Below are 22,081 nucleotides of genomic sequence, written 5' to 3'. Positions count from 1 at the left end.
GACGCGCCGCTGGAATCAGACGCTCAACTGGTCGCGGATCGGCAGCTGACGGATACGCCGGCCGGTGGCGGCGAACACCGCGTTGGCGATGGCGGGCGCCACCGGGGGAACGCCGGGTTCGCCGACGCCGCCGAGCGGCCCCGAGAAGTTCGGGTTCGGCAGCAGATGGACGTGGATCTCCTTCGGCGCCGCGTCGATGCGGGTGATCTCGTAGCCGTCGAAGTTATTTTGTTGCGCGCGTCCGTCCTTGAACGTGATCTCGGCCGAGAGGGCGAGACCCATGCCCATGACGACAGCGCCCTCCATCTGCGAGCGGATGCGTTCCGGGTTCACCTGCGGCCCGCAATCGATGGCGATGTCGATGCGCTTGACCTTGACCTCGCCCTTGGCCCCCACCTCGACCTCGGCGGCCACCGCCGTGTGGGTGACGAAGCTGTAATGCCCCGCGATGCCGAGTCCGGTGCCCTTGGCCATCGTGCGACCCCAGCCGATGCCCTTGGCTGCCGCCTCGATGACGCCGCGCAGGCGCCCCGTCTCGATGGGATAGCGGGCCGGGTCCTCGCCGTAGTTCCACACGTCGCCGATGCTCGTCGGGTCGATCTTGCGATCGGGGCCGATGAGATCGAGGAGGTAATCCTTCGGGTCGCGCCCCGCCGCATGCGCGAGTTCCGCCACGAAGGACTGGATCGCGAAGGCGTGCGGGATGTTCGAGACCGAGCGGAACCAGCCGATGCGCACATGCGCATCCGCGGCCGGGTTCTCCAGGCGGATGTTGGGCACCGCGAACGGCGTGTTGGTCAGGCCCATGCCGAGCTCGAACGGAAGTTCGTGCTTGGGGTCCGGCGCGAAGATCGAGCCGATGGTGGGAGCCGCCGACCGATGCAGCCACGCCACCGGCATGCCCTTGGCGTCGAGGCCGGCCTCGATCCGCTCCACCGAGATGGTGTGGTAATAGCCGTGGTGGAGGTCGTCCTCGCGGGTCCAAGTCAGCTTGACCGGGGCACCGCCGACGGCCTGGCTGCACAGAGCGGCTTCGAGCACGTAATCGGGCTTCGATTTGCGGCCGAAACCACCCCCGAGCAGCGTCATGTTCACCCGCACCTTGTCGGTGGCGAGGCCGAGCTTCTTGGCGAGGCGATCATGCGTCGCCTGGGGCGCCTGGGTACAGGCCCACGCTTCGCAGAAACCGTCCTTGATCCGCACGGTGGCGGCCGGGGGCTCCATCGGGGCCTGGACGAGATGCGGCACGAAATACTCGGCCTCGACGCGGGTCTTGGCTTTCGCCATGGCGCCGTCGACGTCGCCCTGATTGCGCACCACCTTGCCGGGTGCGCGCGCGGCCTTCTCCAGCTCGCCCCGGAAGGCGACGGAATCGTAGCCGGCGTTCGGACCGTCGTCCCACGTGATTTTGAGCGCTTCACGGCCCTTCATCGCCGCCCAGGTGTTTTTCGCGATGACGGCGACGCCGCCGAGCGGTTGGAACTCGGACGGAATCTCGGGCGCGTCGATCTTGAAGATTTTCACCACGCCCGGGACCTTCAGGGCCTCGGTGTCGTCGTAGCTCACCACCTTGCCGCCATAGACGGCGGGGCGGGCGACCAGCGCGTAGAGCATCCCGTCGAGACGGGTGTCGATGCCGTACATCGCCTTGCCGGTGGTGATGTCGCGGTTGTCGATCAGGCCGATCTTGCCCTTGCCGATGTATTTGAAGTCCTTCGACTCCTTCAGCGCCACGCTCTCGCGGGCCGGCACCGGCAGTTCGGCGGCGGCGGCCGCGATCTCGCCGTAGCCCAGGCTGCGCTTCGACTTGGCGTGGGTGACGACGTGGTTCTCGGCCCGAACTTCGGAGACCGGGACGTTCCACTGCTTGGCGGCGGCCTGGACCAGCATCAGCCGGGCGGCGGCACCCGCGTGGCGCAGGTGCTGGAAGAAGTGCCGCAGCGAGCGCGAACCGTCGGTGTCCTGGTTGCCGAAGCGGGCCTCGTCGCCCCAGGCCTGGGCGATTGTCACCTTGTCCCAGTTCGCCTCCAACTCGTCGGCGACCACGAAGGCGATGGAGGTGCGAACCCCCTGGCCCATCTCGGCGCGGTGGCAGGTCACCGTGACGGTGCCGTCGGGAGCGATGGCGACGAACACCTTCGGGTCGTCCTGCCAGCCATGCGGCATGGCGTCGGCGCCGTATTTCTTGGGGCCTTCGTCCTTCTCCGCGGCACTGGCCGGATCACGCCAGGACAGGGCGAGCACGAGGGCGCCCATGCCGCCGAGCATGGCGCGGCGGCTGACATTGGCCAGGGCGCCGGGCACCGTGTCGAGAAGGGGGGTCTCGCGGTTCGGGGTGGCCTGCTCGGCCATCAGCTTGGCTTCGTGAATCACAGGCGCTCTCCCGTATTGGCGACAGGAGCCTGGCCGGCGGCCTGATGGATCGCGGCGCGGATGCGCGGGTAGGTGCCGCAGCGGCAGAGATTGCCGCTCATGGCCTCGTCGATCTGTGCGTCGGTGGGCTTCGGCGTATCGGTGAGCAGGGAGGCCGCCTGCATCATCTGCCCGCACTGGCAGTAGCCGCATTGGGCGACGTTGAGATCGCGCCACGCGACCTGGACCGGATGATTGCCGTCGGGGGACAGGCCCTCGATGGTCACCACGGCCTGACCCTCGGCCGCCGAGACCGGGGTGACGCATCCGCGCATCGCGGTGCCGCCCACATGGATCGTGCAGGCGCCGCACAGGGCCTGCCCACACCCGAACTTGGTGCCGGTGAGGCCGACCTCGTCGCGCAGGTACCACAGCAGCGGCATGTCGGGATCGCCGTCGAAGCTGCGTTCAGCTCCGTTCACGGTGAGTTTGATCATCGGTGTATCCTGTCATGGATCGGGCCATGGGCCGGTCGGGACCGGCGATATGCCGATCCGTCATCGGAGAAGGGCCGGCTTCAGTCTCATGTCGGGTTTTTGGGAACGGGCGAACGCGTCGCGGTTCCGCATCGATCGGGTCTTCACTTCGCGGCGGGTCCGGTTCGCATCGTCCGGTAACCGTTGCGATGCACGAAAGCTCTGCCCCGCCCCTCTGCATGCTCCGTACTTCGGAATAAATACAACTAAGCGGACGGGGTCCCGCGGTGCAACCAGGATCACGTCCGGGACCGCGTCGGTCAGACCTTGGCCGGGGGCTCGATGTGCCGTTGCGCACGGCTTGGCGAAAGGGCGTGATCTCGGTGGCGATTCCGTGGGTTGGTACGCCCCGACGGTGTCGCCGGTCGCGCATTGCCGGGCCTTGCGGCTCAGGTCTCGACGAGACCGGTGCTCGCGCCCGACGCACCGGAATCACCCGCTCCGTGCGGAAGTCCGAGATAGTCCGACGAGCGCATTTCGATGAGGCGGGACACGGTGCGGTCGAACTCGAAGGCCTCGCGCCCCTCCGTCGCGGTGTAGAGGTCCTGCGGTTCGGCCGCGGCCGAGGCGACCAGCTTCACGTGGGCGTCGTAGAGGGTGTCGATCAGGGTGATGAAGCGCTTGGCTTCGTTGCGGTTGTCAGCGCCCATCACCGGGATGTCGGACAGGATCACCGTGTGGAAGGCCCTCGCCACGGCCATGTAGTCGGACGCCCCCAGCGGCTGCGCGCAGAGGTCTGCGAAAGTGAAGCGCGCGACCCCGGCCAGTTCTTCCGGCACGGCCACGTCGCGGCCATGCACCCGGACCGTGGCGGGCCTGCCCTTGGCCTTGCCGGTGAGCCCCTTGAAGGCCCGCGCCAGGGCCTCGGCCGCCGTCTCATCCGCCGGCACATGGTAGACCGAGGCGCCGCCGAGCTTTTCCAGCCGGAAATCGGTGCGCGAATCGAGGCGCAGCACGTCGACGCGACTCTGCAACTCGGCGACGAAAGGCAGGAACAGGGCGCGGTTCAGGCCGCCCTCGTAGAGCCTGTCGGGCTCGACGTTCGAGGTCGCCACCACGATGACGCCGCGCTTGAACAGGGCGGCGAACAGGCGCCCGAGGATCATCGCGTCGGCGATGTCGGTGACGGTGAACTCGTCGAAACACAGCAGCGTCGCCTCGTCGGCGAGCGCGTCGGCGACCACCGGAATCGGGTCGTCGCCCTTTGCGGTGCCCGCCTTCAGCGCCTGCCGGTGGGCGTGGATGCGCTCGTGCGCATCGGCGAGGAAGCCGTGGAAATGGACCCGGCGCTTGGGGCCGGGCGCGGCCTCGTGGAACAGGTCCATCAGCATGGTCTTGCCGCGCCCTACCGAGCCCCAGATGTAGAGGCCCTTCAGCGGCGCGGCCGCATCATCGCGCTTGCCGAACAGCCAGCCGAGCGCGCTGCCCTTCCGGGCGCGGCGGCGGCGGTCGAGATCCTGCACCAGCCGGTCGAGCGCCCGCACCAGGTGGATCTGCGCCGGGTCGCGCTCGATGGCACCGGAGCCGACCAGGGCCTCGTAGCGGTCGAAGACCGGGCCGGGTGCGACGGCGCCCGCGCGCGCAGTCTCGGACGGCTGGAAGTCGGAAGGCGAGGGCGAGCGCACGGCGATGACAACCTTGGAGACGGGCGACGTGAGACCACGGACGGGCTTGTGAGACCGGCCGCGCGACAACCCCGTTCCAGAGACCTTGCCGGACCCTGCCGGAGCCGTTCCGGGTCTGCCGCGCCGCCGGTGCGGGATCAACCCCGCCCGTCGGCGCAGGCCTGACGGGTGTCATCGAATGTTGCATTGCACAATCGGTTTGGCGATGCCACATCTGCCCGACCTCCAGGGAGGAGGCGTCCGGACTTTCCTGTGTGCGCGACAGCACCAGAGACCCGGAGATTGCCGTGCCCGACACTATCCTGCCCCTCGTTCGCCGATTGTGGCCGAGCGACGACGCTCAAGTGCAAGACTACATCCTGCGCCTCGACCCCGAGACCCGTGCCGAGCGCTTCATGGGCACGCTCAGCGACACAGCCGCGCGCACCTATGCCCGCAACGCCATGCGGGCGGATGGGCTGATGTTCGGCGGCTTCGTCGCCGGCACGCTCCGGGGGCTCGGCGAATTGCGCCCCGCAGGCGCCCGCTCCCCCGGACGGATGCTCGGACCGGAGGCGGAGGCCGCCTTCGCGGTGGAGCGCGGCTATCGCCGCAACGGCCTCGGGCAGGCCCTGTTCCGCCGCATCGCCGGGGCGGCCCGCCACCGCGGCGTCCGCGATCTCCACGTCCGGTGCCTGAGCTGGAACCGGCCGATGCAGGGTCTGGCCCGGAAGGTGGGCGCGTCACTTCGGATCCAGGGCGACGAGGCCGATGGTGCCCTGCACCTCGCTCGTCCGACCCCGGTCTCGCTGTGGCAGGAGGGGGTCGCCGAGGCCTTCGATTTCACCCTGGCGCTGTCGGCCGCATGAGCGCGGCGTTGCTGTGCCTTAAGCATCGGCCTATCTCGGAGCCGTTGGTCGCATCGCGGCTTCCGCCCTCGCCGAGGCCCGTCACGTCATGAGAGTCCGCCTCACCCACCTAGCCTTGACGCTCGCCTGCCCCCTCGTCGCTCCGGTGAGCGCCCAGGCGCAGGCGCGTCCCGCCACCCCGGCCATGACCTGCGCCGAGGCCGCCGACCTCGTCACCCGCGCCGGGGCAATCGTGCTCGATACCGGGCCGGGGACCTATTCCCGCTTCGTGCGCGACGGTGGATTCTGCCCGCTGCCGGAGGCGCCCAAGCCCTCCTTCGAAGTCACCCGCGACAATCCGAAATGCTTCGTCGGATATATCTGCAAGGACAAGTTCAACGAGGGCAGCAGCCGCGATTGACGCGCCGCCCGGCCAGTGGAGCGACGGATTTCGGCAATCCGATGCTGTCGCGGCCCGGGCGCTTCTCTTCGCGACTTACGGCCAAGCTGCCTTGTTACGGCCAAGCCGACCCCCGATGCTGGTCTCGATCGCCCCGTCAGAGGGCGGCCACGAGGGGCCTTCCATGAACAGGACCGACATTCCCGCGCGGGCATTCCGCGCCATCGACGGACGACGGGCCGAGATCGGCCTGGAGCGCTCCGTCGCCGACACCCTGCGCGTCATCGCGGCGGCCTGCGCCGAGCGCAACGCGCCACCGATCAAGGCGGCCCGCCAGCACATGGCCGAGATCTACGGCGCCACCCGCCTCAGCCGCCAGCGCGAACGGCGGCGCGCCTCGGCCTGACGCCTCTGCCGGAGTGAGACATCCCGGTGGTTCGGGTCGCGGCGTCAGCGCCGTTCGGGCCGCGTCGCGAGCCAGATCGTGTGGCGGGCGCCGCGCGAGCGCCCCGCCCGCACCTTGACCTCCTCCACCGCGAAGCCGGCTCGGGCCACGCGCTGGGTGAAGGCCGGATCGGGATGGGCCGACCACACCGCCAATATGCCGCCCGGACGCAGGGCCGCACGGGCGGCCGCCAGACCCGACGCATCGTAGAGCCGGTCGTTGGCCAGCCGCGTCAGGCCCTCGGGGCCGTTATCCACGTCGAGCAGGATCGCATCGTAGGCGAGCGGTGCGCCGCGGATGACCGCGACCACATCCCCCTCGTGCGTCTCCACCCGCGAATCGGCGAGGGTATCGCGGGCGATATGCGCCAGCGGGCCACGTCCCCAGGCCAGCACGGCGGGCACCAGTTCGGCCACCACGAGGCGGGCATCGGCCTGTAGCGCATCGAGGGCGGCGCGCAGGGTGAATCCCATGCCGAAGCCGCCGATCAGCAGCCGGGCGCCCGGGCGGTTGCCGATCCGCGCGCAGGTGAGGGTGGCCAGAGCCTCCTCCGATCCGCTCAACCGGCTGTTCATCAGCTCGTTGTGGCCGATCCGGATCGAGAATTCCGTGCCCCGCTGCAACAGGCGCAAAACCCCGGCATCTCCGGGGATCGCTGCGGTGTCGAGGGCGACCCAGGGGATCACGGGCGGGACTGGGGGAGAAGCGACGTCATGACCGTCCCGCTAGCACAGGCACGCCGCGGGATCACGTCGTCCGCAAGACCCTCCCCCCTTGGGGGGGAAGGGAGATGCGCGACAGGTCCTAGAACAGTCCCTCGATCTGGCCGTTGGCGTCGAGGTGGATGCCCTCCGAGGCCGGCACCTTGGGCAGGCCCGGCATGGTCATGATCTCACCGCAGATCACCACGACGAAGCCGGCACCCGCCGAGAGACGGACGTCGCGCACCGCGATGGTGTGGCCGGTGGGCGCGCCCATCAGGTTCGGATCGGTGGAGAACGAGTACTGGGTCTTGGCCATGCAGACGGGAAGCTGGCCGTAGCCGTCCTTCTCGAACTGCGCGAGCTTGGTGGCGGCCTTGGAATCGATGGAGATGTCGGCGGCGCCGTAGAGCTTCGTCGCGATGGTGCGGACCTTGTCGATGAGCTTGGTCTCGGTCTCGTAGGCGAAGGTCAACGGCTTCTGCTCGCCCTCGGCCAGCTTGACGACGGCCTGGGCCAGTTCCTCGGCGCCGGCACCGCCATCCGCCCAATGCTTGCAGGTGATCGCCTCGACCTGGAGCTTGTCCCGGCACAGCTCCTTGAGCTTGGTGTGCTCCGCATCGGTGTCGGCATAGAAGTGGTTGACGCCGATCACCACCGGCAAGCCGAAGCTGCGCACGTTGGCGACGTGGCGGGCGAGATTGGCGAAGCCCTTCTCCAGGGCCTCGAGGTTCTCGGAGCCGAGCTCCTTCTTGGAGACGCCGCCATGCATCTTGAGCGCGCGCACGGTGGCGACGATGACCACCGCCGAGGGCTTCAGCCCGGCCTGCCGGCACTTGATGTCGATGAACTTCTCCGCGCCGAGATCGGCGCCGAAGCCCGCTTCCGTCACCACGTAGTCACCGAGCTTGAGGCCGGCGCGGGTGGCGATCACCGAGTTGCAGCCATGGGCGATGTTGGCGAACGGGCCGCCATGGATCAGCGCCGGGTTGCCTTCCAGCGTCTGCACGAGGTTGGGCTGGAGCGCGTCCTTGAGCAGCACGGTCATGGCGCCCGTGGCCTTCACGTCGGCCAGCGTCACCGGCTTGCGGTCGCGGGTCTCGGCGATGACGATGCGGCCGAGCCGCGCTTCCAGATCGTCGAGATCCTTGGCGAGGCAGAACACCGCCATGACTTCCGACGCGACGGTGATGTCGAACCCGTCCTCACGCGGGAACCCGTTGGCGACGCCGCCGAGGCTCGAGGTGATGGCGCGCAGCGAGCGGTCGTTCATGTCGACCACCCGGCGCCAGGCGATGCGGCGCACGTCGATGTTGAGCTCGTTGGCCCAGTAGACGTGGTTGTCGATCAGCGCGGCGGCGAGGGAGTGCGCCGAGGTGATGGCATGGAAGTCGCCGGTGAAGTGCAGGTTGATCTGCTCCATCGGCACCACCTGCGCCTTGCCGCCGCCGGCCGCACCCCCCTTCATGCCGAAGCAGGGGCCGAGCGAGGGCTCGCGCAGGCACATCACGGTCTTCTTGCCGATGCGGTTGAGCGCGTCGCCCAGGCCCACCGTCGTGGTGGTCTTGCCCTCGCCGGCGGGGGTCGGGCTGATGGCGGTGACGAGGACGAGCTTGCCCTCGGGCTTGCCTTCGAGACCCTTGATGAAGCCGTGGTCGATCTTGGCGATGTGCCGTCCGTAATGGTGCAGGGCCTCGTCCGGGATGCCGATCCTGGCGGCGACCTCGGTGATCGGCTTCAACGTCGCCGCGCGGGCGATCTCGATGTCTGAAGGCATGCCTCGTCTCTCCCGATTTTTTTTCGCGACGACCCGTCGCGTTGGCGTTTCTCGTCGGCCGGCTCGAGCCGTGCCGATCCCGCGTCCTGAGACGGGCCGCCGGCCTTGAGCCGTGCGGACCGCCTCATGCGGCCACGGTAGTCCGATCACACCAGTTTGATCGATGGGGCAAGGAAAAGCGCGTCGGAAATTTTCAACGCGCGGACAAAATTTCGTTTGGGATCAAGCGCTGTGCGGTCGCCGCTCAGCCGCTCATCGCGGTGGCGGGGTAACCTGCCTGGGTCAGCGCCTCCGCGATGGTGAGGCTGTGCTCGCGCGTCGTGACCGCGACGCAGCCGTGATCGAGGTCCACCGCGATTCTCGCCTCCGGGTCGAGGCGCAGGATCACCCGGCGAACCGCCTGCGTGCAGCCGTCGCAGGTCATGCCCTCGACCTGGATCAGGAGGTCCGACTGCATCGCGTCCATGACACTTCGCGCTCCGGCATTCGATGGGGTGCCATTGATGTCGGCCCGTCCCGCACGCGATGCAAGTTTTCGCGATTGAGGGGCTGTGTTTCCGGTGCCGCGGAGGCATGTACCGAGCGCAAGCGGCACGTGACCCGACGCCGCGAACGTCAAGTCACAGTTCGGAAAAATCGGCCGGTGCTTCTCCTGGGCGTCTTGTGAGCGCTTGGCGTCTCGGCGACAAACGAACCTGGGTGCGATTCGCAACCCCCCCGCGGCCCGACCGCGGACGTGCGCCCATCGTCTCAGAGGATAAGAGCATACCGATGGCCCGGATCGTCGGCCGGCGTGGCGGCCTGTGGGCCTTGGGTCTTCTCGGGCTCGCCATCGTGGCGCCCCTGTCCCTCTACGCCCCGCTCGCCGGCGCCTTCGCCCTGGCCGCTGCGGGTGGGTCGGCGGCGCTGCTCGCCCATAGGCGCGCGACTCGTCTGGCGGCGCGCTGCGAGAAGCTGTCCGGCGAATTCGACGTGCTGTCTCAGCGCCTGCTGCGCCTCGAATCCGTCACCCGCATCATCGCGGACCAGCAGGTCCGCGCCGCCGAGGCCGGCGCCCCGCCGCCCATCGCCGATGATCGCGAGACCGCCGACCTCGTGGCCGGCGTCGAGGAGGTCACCGCCGAGATCGGCCTCCTCAGCGGCATCGTGCGCGAACTGGCCGCCGTCGTCGCCGCGCAGGACGACGAGATCGCCGGCCTGAAGGCTGCGCCGCGCTTCGTCGCCCCCGAGATTCCCCCTCCCGTCCGGGCCGCCGTACCGCCCCCTCCGCTCGTCGCCGAGATCGCGGCGCCAAAACGCGAGCCATCCGGGTCCACCGCCCCCTGGACGCCCCGGTCGCTCGCCTTTGCGGCGGCGGCGCCGGAGCGCGACCTGGAGCGTGAGGCCGCCCTGCTCGCGGCGTTCGACGGCACCGGTCTCGAGGTCCATCTCCAGCCCATCGTCTCACTGCCGCAGCGCCGGGTCGTGTCCTACGAGGCGCTGGCGCGCCTGCGCGTGGCCGGCGAGACCCTGGCGCCGGACGTGTTCCTTCCCCTGCTCGAGCGCCACGGCCGCACCACCGACCTCGACCGGCGCATGCTCCAGCGGGTCGCCACCATCGCGCGGCATCTCGCCGGGCGCGGCAGTCAGGCGGCGGTGGCCTATGGCCTGTCGCCACGCTCGTTGTTCGAGCCCGGCTTCCTGCGTTCGCTCGGGCACCTGATCGCCGGCGAGCCGGACCTGTCCGGACGCCTCGTGGTGGCGCTGCCCCAGACGAGCTGGCGCAGCCTCGATGCCGAGCAGGCCAAGACGCTCGGCGACCTGCGGGGCCGCATCGGCTTCGTCCTCGACCGCCCCGTGGACCTGCGCCTCGACCCCCTGGCGCTGGCCGACCGCGGCATCTCCCAGGTCAAGGTTCCGGCCGACCTGCTGCTGCGCCCCGGCGCGGGCCAGGCGATGCCGGACATCGCGTTGGAAGACCTCGTGGCCGCCCTGGGGCGGGCGGGCATCCGCCTCGTCGCCGACGGGGTCGAGCGCGAGAGCGACGTGCCCGACCTGATCGACCTCGACGTGCCGATGGCGCAAGGGTCGGTCTTCGCTCCGGCCCGGGTCGTCCGGGCCGAGGTGCTGGCCGCGTCCCCGTCGCCGCCGGAGCCCCCGCCCGCACCTGCGGGCGACGATCCCGAGCCGCCGCCGCAGCGCCGTCCGTTCCGGGATTTCCTGCGCCGGGCGGGGTGATCTACTCGAACGGCCCGAGCTTACGCTCCAGGCGCATGCGGGTGATGGCTCCGATCTCGGCCAGCGCCGCCGCCATCTCCGCCGCGGGGGCATTGTCGAGCCGCCGCTCGAAGTCCGCGACGATGGCCGCGCGGCTGCGCCCGCGCACGGCGATGATGAATGGGAACCCGAACCGCGCCCGGTACGCCGCATTGAGCCGGTCGAAGCGGTCGAATTCCGCGTCGCTCATGCGATCGAGACCGGCACTGCCCTGCTCGGAGACCGAATGCGTGGTCATCCGTTGCGACCGCGCCGCCTGACCGGCGAGCTCGGGATGCGCGTTGAGGAACGCCCGCTTCTCTGAATCGGTGGCCGATACGACCACCGCCATCATCGCGGCGTGCAACGCGTCGCGGCTCGCATACGGCCTGGCGGCGAAGGCCCGCTCGGCCACCCAGGGCGAATTCTCGAAGATACCGCCGAAGGCCGCCACGAAGGCCTCGCGGTCCATCCGGTTGACCGTGTCGAGGGCGAGAATCCCGGTCTCCGCACCGACGCGAACGAGTGCCGGCCCGGTGCCGGGGAGCGGTGCCAGGGTGGCGGCCGCAAGCCAGAGCGCGCCGGAGACGAGCAGGGCCGGACCCATCGACGCCTCAGCTCCCCCGATAGGTCGAGTAGCTCCACGGGGTCGTGAGCAGAGGCACGTGATAATGCGCCTTGGCATCGAAGATCGAGAATTGCACCGGCACCGTGTCGAGGAATGGCGGCTCGGAGAGCTTGGTGCCGAGGCCGGAGAAATACGCCGCCACATGGAAGACGATCTGGTAGCGGCCGACGGTGACGGCATCGCCCACCAGAAGCGGCTTTTCGGTACGGCCGTCCTTGTTGGTCTGCATCGAGGAGACGAGACGGTAGGTGTCCCCCTCCATCTTGTAGAAATCGATCGTCATGCCGCCGGCCGGCTTGCCGTTCGCCGTGTCGAGAACGTGCGTCGTCAGGCGCCCGGTTTCCTCAGCGGCCGCCTCACGGGCGGGCAGCGCCATCATGGCAGCCACGGCGAAGAGCGGACCCAGCACCATCCGGCGCGAACCTGTTGCGAACGTCATGCACGTCTCCTCCACCCGGCCAAGGGCCGCATCCGACGGCTCTGTCCGGATCGTCCGCTTGCCGATCGGCGCGTTGCAGAATGCATGCCCTTTTGCGCGCGCCAAAGGCGGGGGGGCGCCGGCCGCGGCGTTGATTTCGCACGGCTCTCCGCCTAACCGGGCGGCCCTGGGGCGTACCTGCTCATCCGTGGGTGCGCCCGTGCCCTCTGCCACACAGGCCCTCCGCATGACCGAACACCCGTCCGTCCCGGGCACCGTGCCGATTATCCCGGGGCTCGGTGCCATCGCGGACCGCTACGACGTGATTCTGTGCGACGTGTGGGGCGTGCTGCATGACGGAACGCGGGCTCATGTCGGCGCCGGCGAGGCGCTGATCCGGTTCAAGGCGCGCGAAGGCTCCGGCCGCCCGCGCCGGGTCGTCCTGGTCTCCAACGCGCCGCGCCCCTGGGCGGGGGTGCAGGCGATCCTCGACGGCTACGGCGTGCCGCGCGCGGCCTACGATGCGATCCTGACCTCGGGCGATCTCACCCGCAGCCTCCTGGCCGAGCGGCCGGGGGAGCGCATCCACCATCTCGGACCCGAACGCGATGCCACGATCTTCGAAGGTCTCGACGTGCAGCGGGTATCCGCGGCCGAGGCGACGCGAATCGTCTGCACCGGGTTGTTCGACGACAACACCGAGACGGCCGAGGATTATCGCGAGACGCTGGCGGCATTCCGCTCCCGCGACGTGCCGATGATCTGCGCCAATCCCGATCTCGTGGTCGAGCGCAACAAAAAGCTGATTCCCTGCGCCGGACTCATCGCCGAAGCCTATGCGGCCATCGGTGGCAGCGTGGTCTATGCGGGCAAGCCGTACCGGCCGGTCTATGAGGCCGCCCTGGCGATGGCGGGGCATCTCGATGGTCTCGCATCGCCCGAGCCGGCCCGCGTGCTCGCGGTGGGCGATGCGCTGCGCACCGATATCGCCGGAGCCGCAGGCTACGGGATTCCCAACCTGCTGGTGGCGCGCGGCATCCATGCCGAGGAACTCGGCGTCCTGGCCGAGCACGAGACGTTGGGCGACATCGCGCACTGGCTCGGCCGCCAGTCGGTGCGACCGGACGCGATCATCGAGCGGCTGGTCTGGTAGGGACTGTCTGAATGGTGCGAGCGCCCCGGCGTCAATCGAACATGGCGTCAATCGAACATGGCGTCGATGGCGTCCTGGGCTGTCGCCGGTCCCTTGAGCTGCGGACCGTTGAGGATGAGCAATTCGTTGCGCACCCGGCGCTCGACCTCTGCCGGATCGATGCCGCCTTCGTCCTTGGCCTTCACGGCGGCGGCGAAGCGCGTCAACCGGGTCTCGAGCTGGCGCAGGGCCTCCACCACCTTGCCGATACGCTGGCCGGTGATGTCCTGGAAGGTGCAGGCTTCGAAGATGTCGTTCATCCGCGCCTCGACGACGGCGCGATAGTTCTTGTCGTCGGGCAGGCCGAGGATCTCCTCGGCCGCGTTCATGATCGAGTTCGTGGCGCCCGCCGTGGCTTCCACGACGCTGCCCAGTTCCTCGTGCGCCATGGGCAGGCGATCGCGCGTCAGTTCGTTGGCCCGCAGGGCCGCGATTTCGGTGCGCAGGTGGGCGATGTAGTCCGCGATCTCGACGAGCTCACGGATCAGCGAAGGTTTGTCCGGCGCAGCGGTGGTCTTCCGCGCCTTGGCTGCGAGTGCCATCGAATCCTACCCCCTCCGATGTGCCGTCTCTTCGTTCGAATGCGGTGGCCAATGGCGCCTCAGGCGCCGCAGACCGCCTCGATCTTGCTCTTCAACGTCGCGGCGTTGAACGGCTTGACGATGTAGTTGTTCACGCCGGCCTTCTTGGCGGCGATGACGTTCTCGGTCTTCGACTCGGCGGTGACCATGATGAACGGCGTGGTGCGCAGGGCCTCGTCGGCACGGACGTGGCGCAGCAGCTCGTAACCGGTCATCGGCTCCATGTTCCAATCGGAGATCACGAGGCCGTATTTGCGGTTCTTCAAGCGCGCCAGGGCGGCGGTGCCGTCGGAGGCGTCGTCGACCTCCTCGAACCCGAGCTGCTTGAGAAGGTTGCGGATGATGCGGACCATCGTCTGATAGTCGTCGACGACGAGGATCGGCATGCCGAGGTCGAGGGCCATGGCTCGTTGTGCTCCGTCAGATCGAGGGACGATGCGGCAGAGCCGCGCCCCTTCACAGAATGTGCCGGAGCGCCAAGGGTCGGCGCTCCTTCCGATGGAAATTACGCAGCATCGAATTGCGAAGCGGTTAACTGCCCGACGATGTCTTCATCCCGGTGCGATGCGCCCGCCTGCTCGCTTGACCCCCTCGGCGGATTTCGACAGGTTCCGCCGCACTTCGTCCAATTGCCCCTGCCGCCGAACCTTTGGGATACGATGTCGCCTGGCGACGAGTCCGCCGCGCCGCCCGCGCAGCCACGCCCCTTCACCATCTGCCGCGAGGACGAGCCGGTGCCGCCGGCGATCGCCGGTGCGGTCGCGGCCATCGGAAATTTCGATGGGGTGCATTTTGGCCACAGGGCGCTCATCGCCGCCGTGCGCGAAACGGCGGCCGCCTCCGGCCGTCCGGCCGTGGCCCTCACCTTCGAACCGCATCCGCGCGCGTATTTCGCCCCCGACCAGCCGATGTTCCGCCTGACCGATGCCGCGGCCAAGGAGACCGTCTTCGCCCGCCTCGGTCTCGACGGCCTCATCGTCCGCCGATTCGATGCCGCGCTCGCCGGGACCGGGGCCGAGGATTTCGTCACGCGGCTGCTCAAGCGCGATCTCGGCCTGTCGGGGGTCGTCATCGGCCACGACTTCCATTTCGGCCGCGGCCGCGAAGGGACGCCGGCGGTGCTCGCCCGGCTGTGTGCCGCCGCCGGCCTGACCTGCCGCATCATCCCGCCCGTCGCCCTCGACGGCGCGACCGAGGCGGTGTCGTCGAGCGCGATCCGGGCGGCCCTGGGCGCAGGCGACATGGCCCGGGCCAATGCGCTCCTGGGCTATCGCTGGTTCGTCTCGGGAGTGGTGCGCCACGGCGAAAAGCGCGGACGCACGCTCGGATACCCCACCGCCAACGTCGCCCTGGAAGCGTGTTCCCTGGCCCACGGCATCTATGCGGTACGGGTGCGGCTGCCCGACGGCAGCCTGCGTGACGGGGTCGCGAGCTATGGCCGCCGGCCGACCTTCGACGACGGCGCGCCGCTGCTCGAGGTCAACCTCTTCGACTTCTCGGGCGACCTCTACGGGCAGGCCATCCAGGTCGAGTTCCTCGCCTACATCCGCGGCGAGGAACGCTTCGACGGGGCCGATGCCCTGATCGCCCGCATGCACGTCGATGCCGCCCAGGCACGCGCCCTCATCGCCGCCGACACCGTCGCCTCCATGCTCGGATAGGGCGCTGGGGGGCAGCGCAGATGCATCAAAGCGTCTGCGTGCCGGGATCGGCGTGTTCCCGATCTTTGCCCGATCCTAAGCGGAGGCCTCGAGGAGGGTTACCGCCCCCGAAATTGTTCGCGGCGCGGGGGGGCAGAGCTTGGGATCAGAGCTTGGCGGCGTCCGGCGTGGCGAGACGGCGGGCGGCGTCCTGGAGGCCGGCATGGTCGTGGCCGCCGCTCAGGGCAAAGGCCGAGCGGTCGACATTCCAGTAGGCGGTCTCGCCGTCACCCGGGCTCGTCACCAGCCCGGCGTCGAGGGCGGCCTCGCTGCGGCGGGTGGCGAACAGGGACACCTCGCCGAGGGCGCCGGCATCGATCACGACCTCGACCCCGGCCCCATGGCGAGCCGGAACGATCTGTACGTCGCGCACCGTCCAATCGCCGGGCAGGTCGGGCAGGGCGATGCCGGTGGCGGCGGCGATTCCCGCGCGGTCATAGGAGCTCGGCACCGTCTGCTGCGACGCGAGACGGGCCCGGATCTGGGCGGCTTCGCGGGCGTTGCGCGCGTCGCTGATCAAGGCCGGGTCCACCGGAGACGCGAAGGTATCGGGGACGCCGAGCGAGCCGGGATCGGAATGTGCGAGCCAGCCGGCGCCGACCAGGAGGGCGATCACCGCGGCGCGGCGCAGGCGGTCGCCGACCCGGCGCCAGGCGATGGACCGGTCGAGGCGGCGTGCGGCGGCCCGGTTGCGCTCCGGGCCGGGACCGGGATGCGGGGTGAAGGCCTCGCGCAGGGCGTCGCGGTCGTGGAGATCGGCCATCACGTTGGCGGCGGCCTCGGGATGCCGGGCGAGATGCGCTTCGACGTCGAGGCGCCGCATCACATCGAGCTGGCCGTCGACGAAGGCGGTGAGGTCGCTATCGGTGATCGGGTCGATCATCGCTGTCGGTTCCATTCTTGTCTCGGCCACCCGCCGGTTCGGCATCGGTCCCCGACCATGCGGTCGGGAACGCACGCCGATGGTGCGGCAGCTCCTCGGCGATAGTCTGTCAGATTCGCGCGGCTCTGCGCAGGTCGGGGGCATCTTCCGAATCGTCGTTCGATTCGCGATGCCTCTGCGGCGGCACGAGGCGCAGACGTGGGCGCTCGCCCGGCGATTCCCGGCTGGTGTCGCCGGCCTCGCCCTCTTCGAATGCCCGCAATGCCGCCCGGCCCCGGCCGAGCCGCGACATCAGCGTGCCGATGGGAATGCCGAGGACGCTGGCGGCCTCGGCATAGGCCATGCCCTCGAGCGTCACGAGGTGGAGGGCCGCGCGCTGCTCCTCCGGCAGGGTGAGGAAGGCGCGGCGAATCTGTGCGAGCCGGATCTGTGCTTCCTGGGCCGGCGGCGCGACCTCTTCGCCCATCTGAACCAGGGCTTCGGCGTGGCGGGATTCCACCCGCTTGCGACGCTGGTCGTCGATGAAGACGTTGTGCAGGACCGTCATCATCCAGGTCCGCAGATTGGTATTCGGCCGCGACACCTGGCCCGATTCGAGGGCACGGACCAGGGTGTCGTGGACGAGATCGTCCGCCCGCAAGGTGTCGCGGGTCAGCGCCCGTGCGTAGCGCCGCAGCGGCACGAGGAGATCGACGATGGCGGCGGGACCGGCTCTGTTCGATTCAGTCGTCATGCTGGGTCAACGTACAGGCCGCGTCCTTTAATCCGCCCGCCTCGACGATAGGTCATGTGGCGGCGGCCCCCGGAATCCCCCGGGGGCGGTGGTTACTGATAGGTCGCCTGCAGGTCGAGGGTGCAGGTGCGGCCGATGCCGTCGTAATGCTCGGCGAGCCAGGCCTGCGCCGCACCGCGACCCTTGTCGCGCAGGCGCTGGAACACCCGCCAACGCGCATCGAGGCGCGAGGAGGCCTGATATTCGTCGAGCGCCCCGGTGCCGTCGATGCGGTGGACGTAGAGCGGCTTGTAATCGCCCTGGCCGAGCACCCCCTCGGCGATGAGATTGTCGAGGAAATCGATCGCCCGCAATTCGCGCATCAGGTTGGCGTTGAAGGTGATTTCGTTGAGCCTGTCCTGGATTTCCTGGGGTGAGCGCGGGGTCTCGCGCCGCTCCACCGGATTGATCTGGACGAGCAGGATGTCGCGGGTCCGCGCACCCCGGTGCAGGGGATAGAGCGGCGGGTTGCCGAGATAGCCGCCGTCCCAGTACGGCACCCCGTCGATCTCCACCGCCTGGAACACCGTCGGCAGGCAGGCGGAGGCCATGAGGTGGTCGACGTGGAGGGTCTCGCGCTCGAACAGGGCGAGCTTGCCGGTCCAGACATTGGTGGCCGACACGTAGATCGCCGCCGTCTCGGCCGCCCGCAGGCGCTCGAAATTCACCTGCGCGGCCAATGCCTTGCGAAGCGGATTGTAGTTCAGCGGATTGGCGACGTAGGGGCTCGACTTGACCATGCGGCCCCAGAATTCGAGGACGGGATTGTCCTTCCAGAATCCGAACACGCCGTTGAAGACGCTGCGCTGAGCCGGCCAGAAATCGCCGTCGAGGCTGACCTCGCGCCAGAACCGCTCCAGGGCCGCGCGGGCACCGTCCGGCCCGCCTTCGAGCCATCCGTCGACCATGACGACGGCGTTCATCGCCCCCGCACTCGCGCCAGTAATCGCCTCGAAACCGAGGCGGCCGTCCTCGATCAGGGCGTCGAGCACGCCCCAGGTGAAGGCGCCGTGCGCACCGCCACCCTGCAACGCAAGCGATACGGTCTTCTCCGCCTTCGGGCCGGCCATGACCCGGGTGGTCGCCGACGGCTCCATGGGAAGCAGCGCCTCCACATGGACCTCTGGCGCCGAATCGACCGATCCGGGTTGCTGCGAATCGAGCATCGTCGTCTCCGGGTTGTTCATGTTGCAGTGCAATATAAACACTGGACGGCGGACCAACAGGGGCGACGGCGAGGGGGTTCCCTGTCCCCGGCGCAGCCCTGCTACCCGGACGGACGCGCAAAACTCGACATCCCGCGCGGGATGCGACATGGGATAGGCTGCGACGGACGAGCCGCGACGCGACGCGGAACTTGACGAGCGCCCGGCGTCATCTCAGCTAAACGCTTCAGCGCGTAAGAGATGCCGACGGTCCGTTTTTCGGAGCGCACGAAATCAACGATGGACACCATGGACGCGACCCCCGCCAATCCGATCGCCGGCACCGGCCCCGAGATCGCCGGTCCCTCGCCCCGGCACCGCACGGTCGGCGTCACGGTGGGTTCCGGAGAGGGCGCCGTGACGGTGGGCGGCGGCGCACCGATCGTCGTCCAGTCGATGACCAACACCGACACCGCCGACATCGACGGGACGGTGGCGCAGGTCGCCCAGCTGTCGCGCGCCGGTTCCGAACTCGTGCGCATCACGGTGGACCGCGACGAGGCGGCCGCGGCGGTGCCGAAGATTCGCGAGCGGCTCGACCGTATCGGCGTGCATGTGCCGCTGGTGGGCGACTTCCACTATATCGGCCACAAGCTCCTGTCCGATCATCCGGCCTGCGCCGAAGCGCTGGCCAAGTATCGGATCAATCCGGGCAATGTCGGCTTCAAGGAGAAGAAGGACACCCAGTTCTCGACCATCGTCGAGCAGGCGATCCGCTACGGCAAGACCATCCGCATCGGTGCCAACTGGGGCTCCCTCGACGAGGCGCTCCTCACCCATCTGATGGACGAGAACGCCCGCTCGGCCAAGCCTATCGATGCCCGCGCGGTGATGCGCGAGGCCATGGTGCAGTCGGCCCTGTCCTCGGCCGAGCGTGCGGTGGAACTCGGGCTGCCCAAGGACCGGATCATCCTCTCGGCAAAAGTCTCGGCGGTGCAGGATCTCATCGCCGTCTACCGCGAGGTGGCGCGCCGCTCCGACTTCGCGATCCATCTCGGGCTCACCGAGGCCGGCATGGGCTCGAAGGGTCTGGTCGCGGCCTCGGCCGCCATCGGCGTGCTGCTGCAGGAAGGCATCGGCGACACCATCCGCTACTCGCTCACTCCGGAGCCGGGCGGTGACCGCACCGTCGAGGTCAAGGCGAGCCAGGAACTCCTGCAGACCATGGGGTTCCGGACGTTCGTGCCGCTGGTCGCCGCCTGTCCGGGCTGCGGGCGCACGACGTCGACGACCTTCCAGGAACTCGCCCGCGACATCCAGAACTGGATCGTCGCGTCGATGCCCGAGTGGAAGAAGAACTATCCCGGCGTCGAGGGCCTGAACGTCGCGGTGATGGGCTGCATCGTCAACGGCCCCGGCGAATCGAAGCATGCCGATATCGGCATCTCGCTGCCCGGCACCGGCGAGACCCCCACCGCACCGGTCTTCATCGACGGCAAGAAGGCGATGACCCTGCGCGGCGCGACGCTGGCCAAGGATTTCGAGACGGTCGTCATCGACTATATCGAGCGCCGCTTCGGCCAGGGCGGCGGCCAGGGCGGTCAGGGCACCCAAGACGCGGCCGAATAAGCCGCACCGCCATCCCGCGAAACCCTGTGACCGCGTGTGCGGCGGCGCACGCTTGCCGTTCTCGCACCTGCGGTCGCATGATAGCGTGAACGCGAACGATCCCTAGCCGCCCGGCATCGCGTCGGGGCCGGCCCCGGCCTGTCTGCGCGCGCGGTTCGACCGCGCCGCCGCCCGCCGGGCTTGCACAAGTCCCGATCGGCCCGAATGACGCAATCCGCCACTCCGAGCGTGCCCACCGCCAAGCCAGACGGCGGGGAGGCTCCTTCGCCGGTCGAGGCGGCGATCCCCGCAAAGCCGGCCGTTGCCGAAGCGGTCGACGTCGCGCACGGACATGCGCCGCAGACCCTGTGGACCCTGATCATCGGCTCCATGGGCGTCGTCTACGGCGATATCGGCACGAGCCCGCTCTACGCCTTTCGGGAAGCCCTGGTCTCGGCGCGTGCCGACGGCATCCTGCTGCGCGAGGAGGTGCTGGGTGTCGCCTCGCTGATCCTGTGGGCGCTGCTGCTCATCGTCACCGTCAAATACGTCGTCATCCTGATGCGGATGGACAACAACGGCGAGGGCGGCATCCTCTCGCTGATGGCGCTGGCCCGCACGGCGCTCGGCGGATCGCGCGTGGTGTTCATGCTCGGCCTGCTCGGCGCCTCGCTGTTCTACGGCGATGCCATCATCACCCCGGCGATCTCGGTGCTCTCGGCGGTGGAGGGTCTGAAGCTCGTGACGCCGGCCCTGGACGCCTACGTCCTGCCGATCACCATCGCGATCATCGTGCCGCTGTTCCTGATCCAGAACCGGGGCACGGGGAAGGTCGCCACCTTCTTCGGGCCGATCATGGCCGTGTGGTTCGCCGCCATGGCGCTCGCGGCGATCCCGCACATCTTCGTCCGGCCCGACGTGCTGTGGGCGGTCAACCCGTATTACGCGCTGCACTACCTGCTCGGTCACGGCACCGGCGCCCTGGTCGCCCTGGGCGCGGTGTTCCTGGCGGTGACCGGGGCAGAGGCGCTGTTCGCCGATCTCGGGCATTTCGGCCGCCGCCCGATCCAGATCGCCTGGCTCTACCTCGTGGCACCCTGCCTCGTGCTCAACTATTTCGGACAGGCCGCCCTGGTGCTGGCCAAGCCCGACACCACCGATCCGTTCTTCCAGCTGGTGCCGGAATGGGGCCTGCTGCCGATGGTGCTGCTGGCCACCGCCGCCACCGTCACCGCGAGCCAGGCCGTCATCACCGGCGCGTTCTCGCTGTCGCGCCAGGCGATCCAACTCGGCCTGCTGCCGCGCCTGGAGATCCGCCACACCTCGGAATCGCATTCGGGACAGATCTACCTGCCGCAGATCAACGCCCTGCTGATGGTCGGCGTCGTGATCCTGGCGATCCTGTTCCGCTCGTCCGCGGCCCTGGCCTCGGCCTACGGCATCGCCGTCACCGGCACGATGCTGATCACCGCCAGCCTGGCCTTCCTGGTGCTGTGGAAGACCTGGAAGTGGTCGCCGCTGGCGGCCGGATTGGTGATCCTGCCCTTCGTCGCCATCGAGTTCCTGTTCCTGCTCTCGAACCTGCTCAAGGTGTTCGAGGGCGGCTACGTGCCCCTGCTGTTCGCCGGCGCGCTCATCATCGTGATGTGGACCTGGGTCCGCGGCGTCGGCATCCTCATCAACAAGACCCGCAAGACCGACGTGCCGCTCACCGAACTCGTGAGCATGCTGGAGAAGAGCCCGCCCCACCACGTGCGCGGCACGGCGGTGTTCCTGACGAGCGATCCCTACATCGCGCCGGCCGCCCTGTTGCACAATCTCAAGCACAACAAGGTGCTGCACGAGAAGAACGTCATCCTGACGGTGGAGACCGTCGACACGCCCCGCGCCAGTGCCGCCGACCGCATCCGGATCGAGCCCATCGGGCCGCACTTCCACAAGGTCGTGATGAAGTTCGGCTACATGGAGACGCCCAACATTCCCCGGAACCTGACGCTGCTGCGCAAGCAGGGCTTCAAGTTCGACATCATGGCGACGTCGTTCTTCCTGTCGCGCCGGTCGATCCGCCCTGCGGCGCATTCCGGCATGCCGCTGTGGCAGGACCGGATCTTCATCACGCTGGCCAAGAACGCCAACGACGCCACCGACTTCTTCCAGATCCCGACAGGGCGCGTGGTCGAGGTCGGCACGCAGGTCACGGTCTAGGACCGGACCTCGCCCTGATTCGAGCCGGCATCTGGCTCGGGCCGCATTGTT

At 69.0% G+C, this 22,081-nt stretch carries 21 protein-coding genes; 8 read left to right on the top strand and 13 right to left on the bottom strand.

Annotated features, from left to right (window positions below; genetic code table 11):
- Positions 1–15: 15 nt before the first annotated feature.
- The 3 genes from G3T14_RS00535 to zapE all read right to left on the bottom strand — a co-directional run bounded on the left by G3T14_RS00535 (position 16) and on the right by zapE (position 4,513).
- Entirely contained in the window at positions 16–2,352 is a 2,337-nt protein-coding gene (locus tag G3T14_RS00535) for a xanthine dehydrogenase family protein molybdopterin-binding subunit (protein ID WP_163639278.1), read from the bottom strand.
- Between the two features lie 17 nt (positions 2,353–2,369).
- Positions 2,370–2,849, bottom strand: coding sequence for a (2Fe-2S)-binding protein (locus tag G3T14_RS00530; RefSeq protein WP_163639071.1), 480 nt, complete (start codon positions 2,847–2,849; stop codon positions 2,370–2,372).
- Between the two features lie 428 nt (positions 2,850–3,277).
- Entirely contained in the window at positions 3,278–4,513 is a 1,236-nt protein-coding gene (zapE, locus tag G3T14_RS00525) for a cell division protein ZapE (RefSeq protein WP_163639070.1), read from the bottom strand.
- A 287-nt stretch (positions 4,514–4,800) separates the two neighbouring features.
- Here zapE and G3T14_RS00520 point away from each other — a divergent pair, with 287 nt between their 5' ends.
- The 3 genes from G3T14_RS00520 to G3T14_RS00510 all read left to right on the top strand — a co-directional run bounded on the left by G3T14_RS00520 (position 4,801) and on the right by G3T14_RS00510 (position 6,146).
- Positions 4,801–5,361 carry a GNAT family N-acetyltransferase gene (locus tag G3T14_RS00520; protein WP_348645178.1) on the top strand — a complete coding sequence of 187 codons (561 nt, stop codon included), beginning with the start codon at positions 4,801–4,803 and terminating at the stop codon, positions 5,359–5,361.
- Positions 5,362–5,449: 88 nt separating this feature from the next.
- The gene (locus tag G3T14_RS00515; RefSeq protein WP_246732821.1) at positions 5,450–5,761 is read left to right on the top strand and encodes a hypothetical protein; all 312 of its coding nucleotides are present in this window, start codon (positions 5,450–5,452) and stop codon (positions 5,759–5,761) included.
- 163 nt (positions 5,762–5,924) lie between these two features.
- The gene (locus G3T14_RS00510; RefSeq protein ID WP_163639069.1) at positions 5,925–6,146 is read left to right on the top strand and encodes a hypothetical protein; all 222 of its coding nucleotides are present in this window, start codon (positions 5,925–5,927) and stop codon (positions 6,144–6,146) included.
- Positions 6,147–6,190: 44 nt separating this feature from the next.
- Here the strand turns inward: G3T14_RS00510 and G3T14_RS00505 are convergent, their stop codons facing one another.
- The 3 genes from G3T14_RS00505 to G3T14_RS00495 all read right to left on the bottom strand — a co-directional run bounded on the left by G3T14_RS00505 (position 6,191) and on the right by G3T14_RS00495 (position 9,129).
- Positions 6,191–6,871 carry a spermidine synthase gene (locus G3T14_RS00505; RefSeq protein ID WP_163639068.1) on the bottom strand — a complete coding sequence of 227 codons (681 nt, stop codon included), beginning with the start codon at positions 6,869–6,871 and terminating at the stop codon, positions 6,191–6,193.
- A gap of 118 nt (positions 6,872–6,989) precedes the next feature.
- The gene (locus tag G3T14_RS00500; RefSeq protein WP_163639067.1) at positions 6,990–8,663 is read right to left on the bottom strand and encodes a formate--tetrahydrofolate ligase; all 1,674 of its coding nucleotides are present in this window, start codon (positions 8,661–8,663) and stop codon (positions 6,990–6,992) included.
- A gap of 244 nt (positions 8,664–8,907) precedes the next feature.
- Positions 8,908–9,129 carry a heavy-metal-associated domain-containing protein gene (locus tag G3T14_RS00495; RefSeq protein WP_163639066.1) on the bottom strand — a complete coding sequence of 74 codons (222 nt, stop codon included), beginning with the start codon at positions 9,127–9,129 and terminating at the stop codon, positions 8,908–8,910.
- A 305-nt stretch (positions 9,130–9,434) separates the two neighbouring features.
- Here G3T14_RS00495 and G3T14_RS00490 point away from each other — a divergent pair, with 305 nt between their 5' ends.
- A complete protein-coding gene (locus G3T14_RS00490; protein WP_163639065.1) occupies positions 9,435–10,880 on the top strand; it encodes an EAL domain-containing protein in 1,446 nt (481 codons plus the stop codon).
- A gap of 1 nt (position 10,881) precedes the next feature.
- Here the strand turns inward: G3T14_RS00490 and uraD are convergent, their stop codons facing one another.
- Positions 10,882–11,505 (bottom strand): 2-oxo-4-hydroxy-4-carboxy-5-ureidoimidazoline decarboxylase, encoded by a 624-nt coding sequence (uraD, locus tag G3T14_RS00485; RefSeq protein WP_163639064.1) that lies wholly within the window; start codon positions 11,503–11,505, stop codon positions 10,882–10,884.
- 7 nt (positions 11,506–11,512) lie between these two features.
- Complete coding sequence (gene uraH, locus G3T14_RS00480) at positions 11,513–11,902, bottom strand: hydroxyisourate hydrolase (RefSeq protein WP_163639272.1); 390 nt, start codon at positions 11,900–11,902, stop codon at positions 11,513–11,515.
- Positions 11,903–12,191: 289 nt separating this feature from the next.
- On the opposite strand from uraH, the gene G3T14_RS00475 reads away from it, so the two are divergent.
- Positions 12,192–13,097, top strand: coding sequence for a TIGR01459 family HAD-type hydrolase (locus G3T14_RS00475; RefSeq protein ID WP_163639063.1), 906 nt, complete (start codon positions 12,192–12,194; stop codon positions 13,095–13,097).
- Positions 13,098–13,144: 47 nt separating this feature from the next.
- Here the strand turns inward: G3T14_RS00475 and G3T14_RS00470 are convergent, their stop codons facing one another.
- Together G3T14_RS00470 and G3T14_RS00465 are read right to left on the bottom strand one after the other, a co-directional pair.
- A complete protein-coding gene (locus G3T14_RS00470; protein WP_163639062.1) occupies positions 13,145–13,678 on the bottom strand; it encodes a protein phosphatase CheZ in 534 nt (177 codons plus the stop codon).
- A gap of 59 nt (positions 13,679–13,737) precedes the next feature.
- Positions 13,738–14,121: a response regulator gene (locus G3T14_RS00465; RefSeq protein WP_018046001.1), complete on the bottom strand. Its 384-nt coding sequence runs from the start codon at positions 14,119–14,121 to the stop codon at positions 13,738–13,740.
- A gap of 255 nt (positions 14,122–14,376) precedes the next feature.
- Here G3T14_RS00465 and G3T14_RS00460 point away from each other — a divergent pair, with 255 nt between their 5' ends.
- On the top strand, positions 14,377–15,378 hold the full coding sequence (locus G3T14_RS00460) for a bifunctional riboflavin kinase/FAD synthetase (RefSeq protein ID WP_163639061.1): 1,002 nt from the start codon (positions 14,377–14,379) through the stop codon (positions 15,376–15,378).
- A 145-nt stretch (positions 15,379–15,523) separates the two neighbouring features.
- Here G3T14_RS00460 and G3T14_RS00455 read toward each other — a convergent pair whose 3' ends face one another.
- From G3T14_RS00455 to G3T14_RS00445, 3 genes are all read right to left on the bottom strand, one after another.
- Positions 15,524–16,315, bottom strand: a complete 792-nt coding sequence (locus G3T14_RS00455; RefSeq protein WP_246732820.1) for an anti-sigma factor — start codon at positions 16,313–16,315, stop codon at positions 15,524–15,526.
- 94 nt (positions 16,316–16,409) lie between these two features.
- The gene (locus G3T14_RS00450) at positions 16,410–17,033 is read right to left on the bottom strand and encodes a sigma-70 family RNA polymerase sigma factor (protein WP_163639060.1); all 624 of its coding nucleotides are present in this window, start codon (positions 17,031–17,033) and stop codon (positions 16,410–16,412) included.
- A gap of 92 nt (positions 17,034–17,125) precedes the next feature.
- Entirely contained in the window at positions 17,126–18,238 is a 1,113-nt protein-coding gene (locus tag G3T14_RS00445) for a patatin-like phospholipase family protein (RefSeq protein ID WP_163639059.1), read from the bottom strand.
- Between the two features lie 279 nt (positions 18,239–18,517).
- Here G3T14_RS00445 and ispG point away from each other — a divergent pair, with 279 nt between their 5' ends.
- Positions 18,518–19,846, top strand: coding sequence for a flavodoxin-dependent (E)-4-hydroxy-3-methylbut-2-enyl-diphosphate synthase (ispG, locus tag G3T14_RS00440; RefSeq protein ID WP_163639058.1), 1,329 nt, complete (start codon positions 18,518–18,520; stop codon positions 19,844–19,846).
- Between the two features lie 204 nt (positions 19,847–20,050).
- Positions 20,051–22,030 (top strand): potassium transporter Kup, encoded by a 1,980-nt coding sequence (locus G3T14_RS00435; protein ID WP_163639057.1) that lies wholly within the window; start codon positions 20,051–20,053, stop codon positions 22,028–22,030.
- Positions 22,031–22,081: the final 51 nt, after the last annotated feature.

The sequence above is a fragment of the Methylobacterium sp. BTF04 genome, assembly GCF_010692745.1.
Taxonomy (GTDB): Bacteria; Pseudomonadota; Alphaproteobacteria; order Rhizobiales; family Beijerinckiaceae; genus Methylobacterium.
This window is presented reverse-complemented; position numbering and strand designations above follow the sequence as displayed.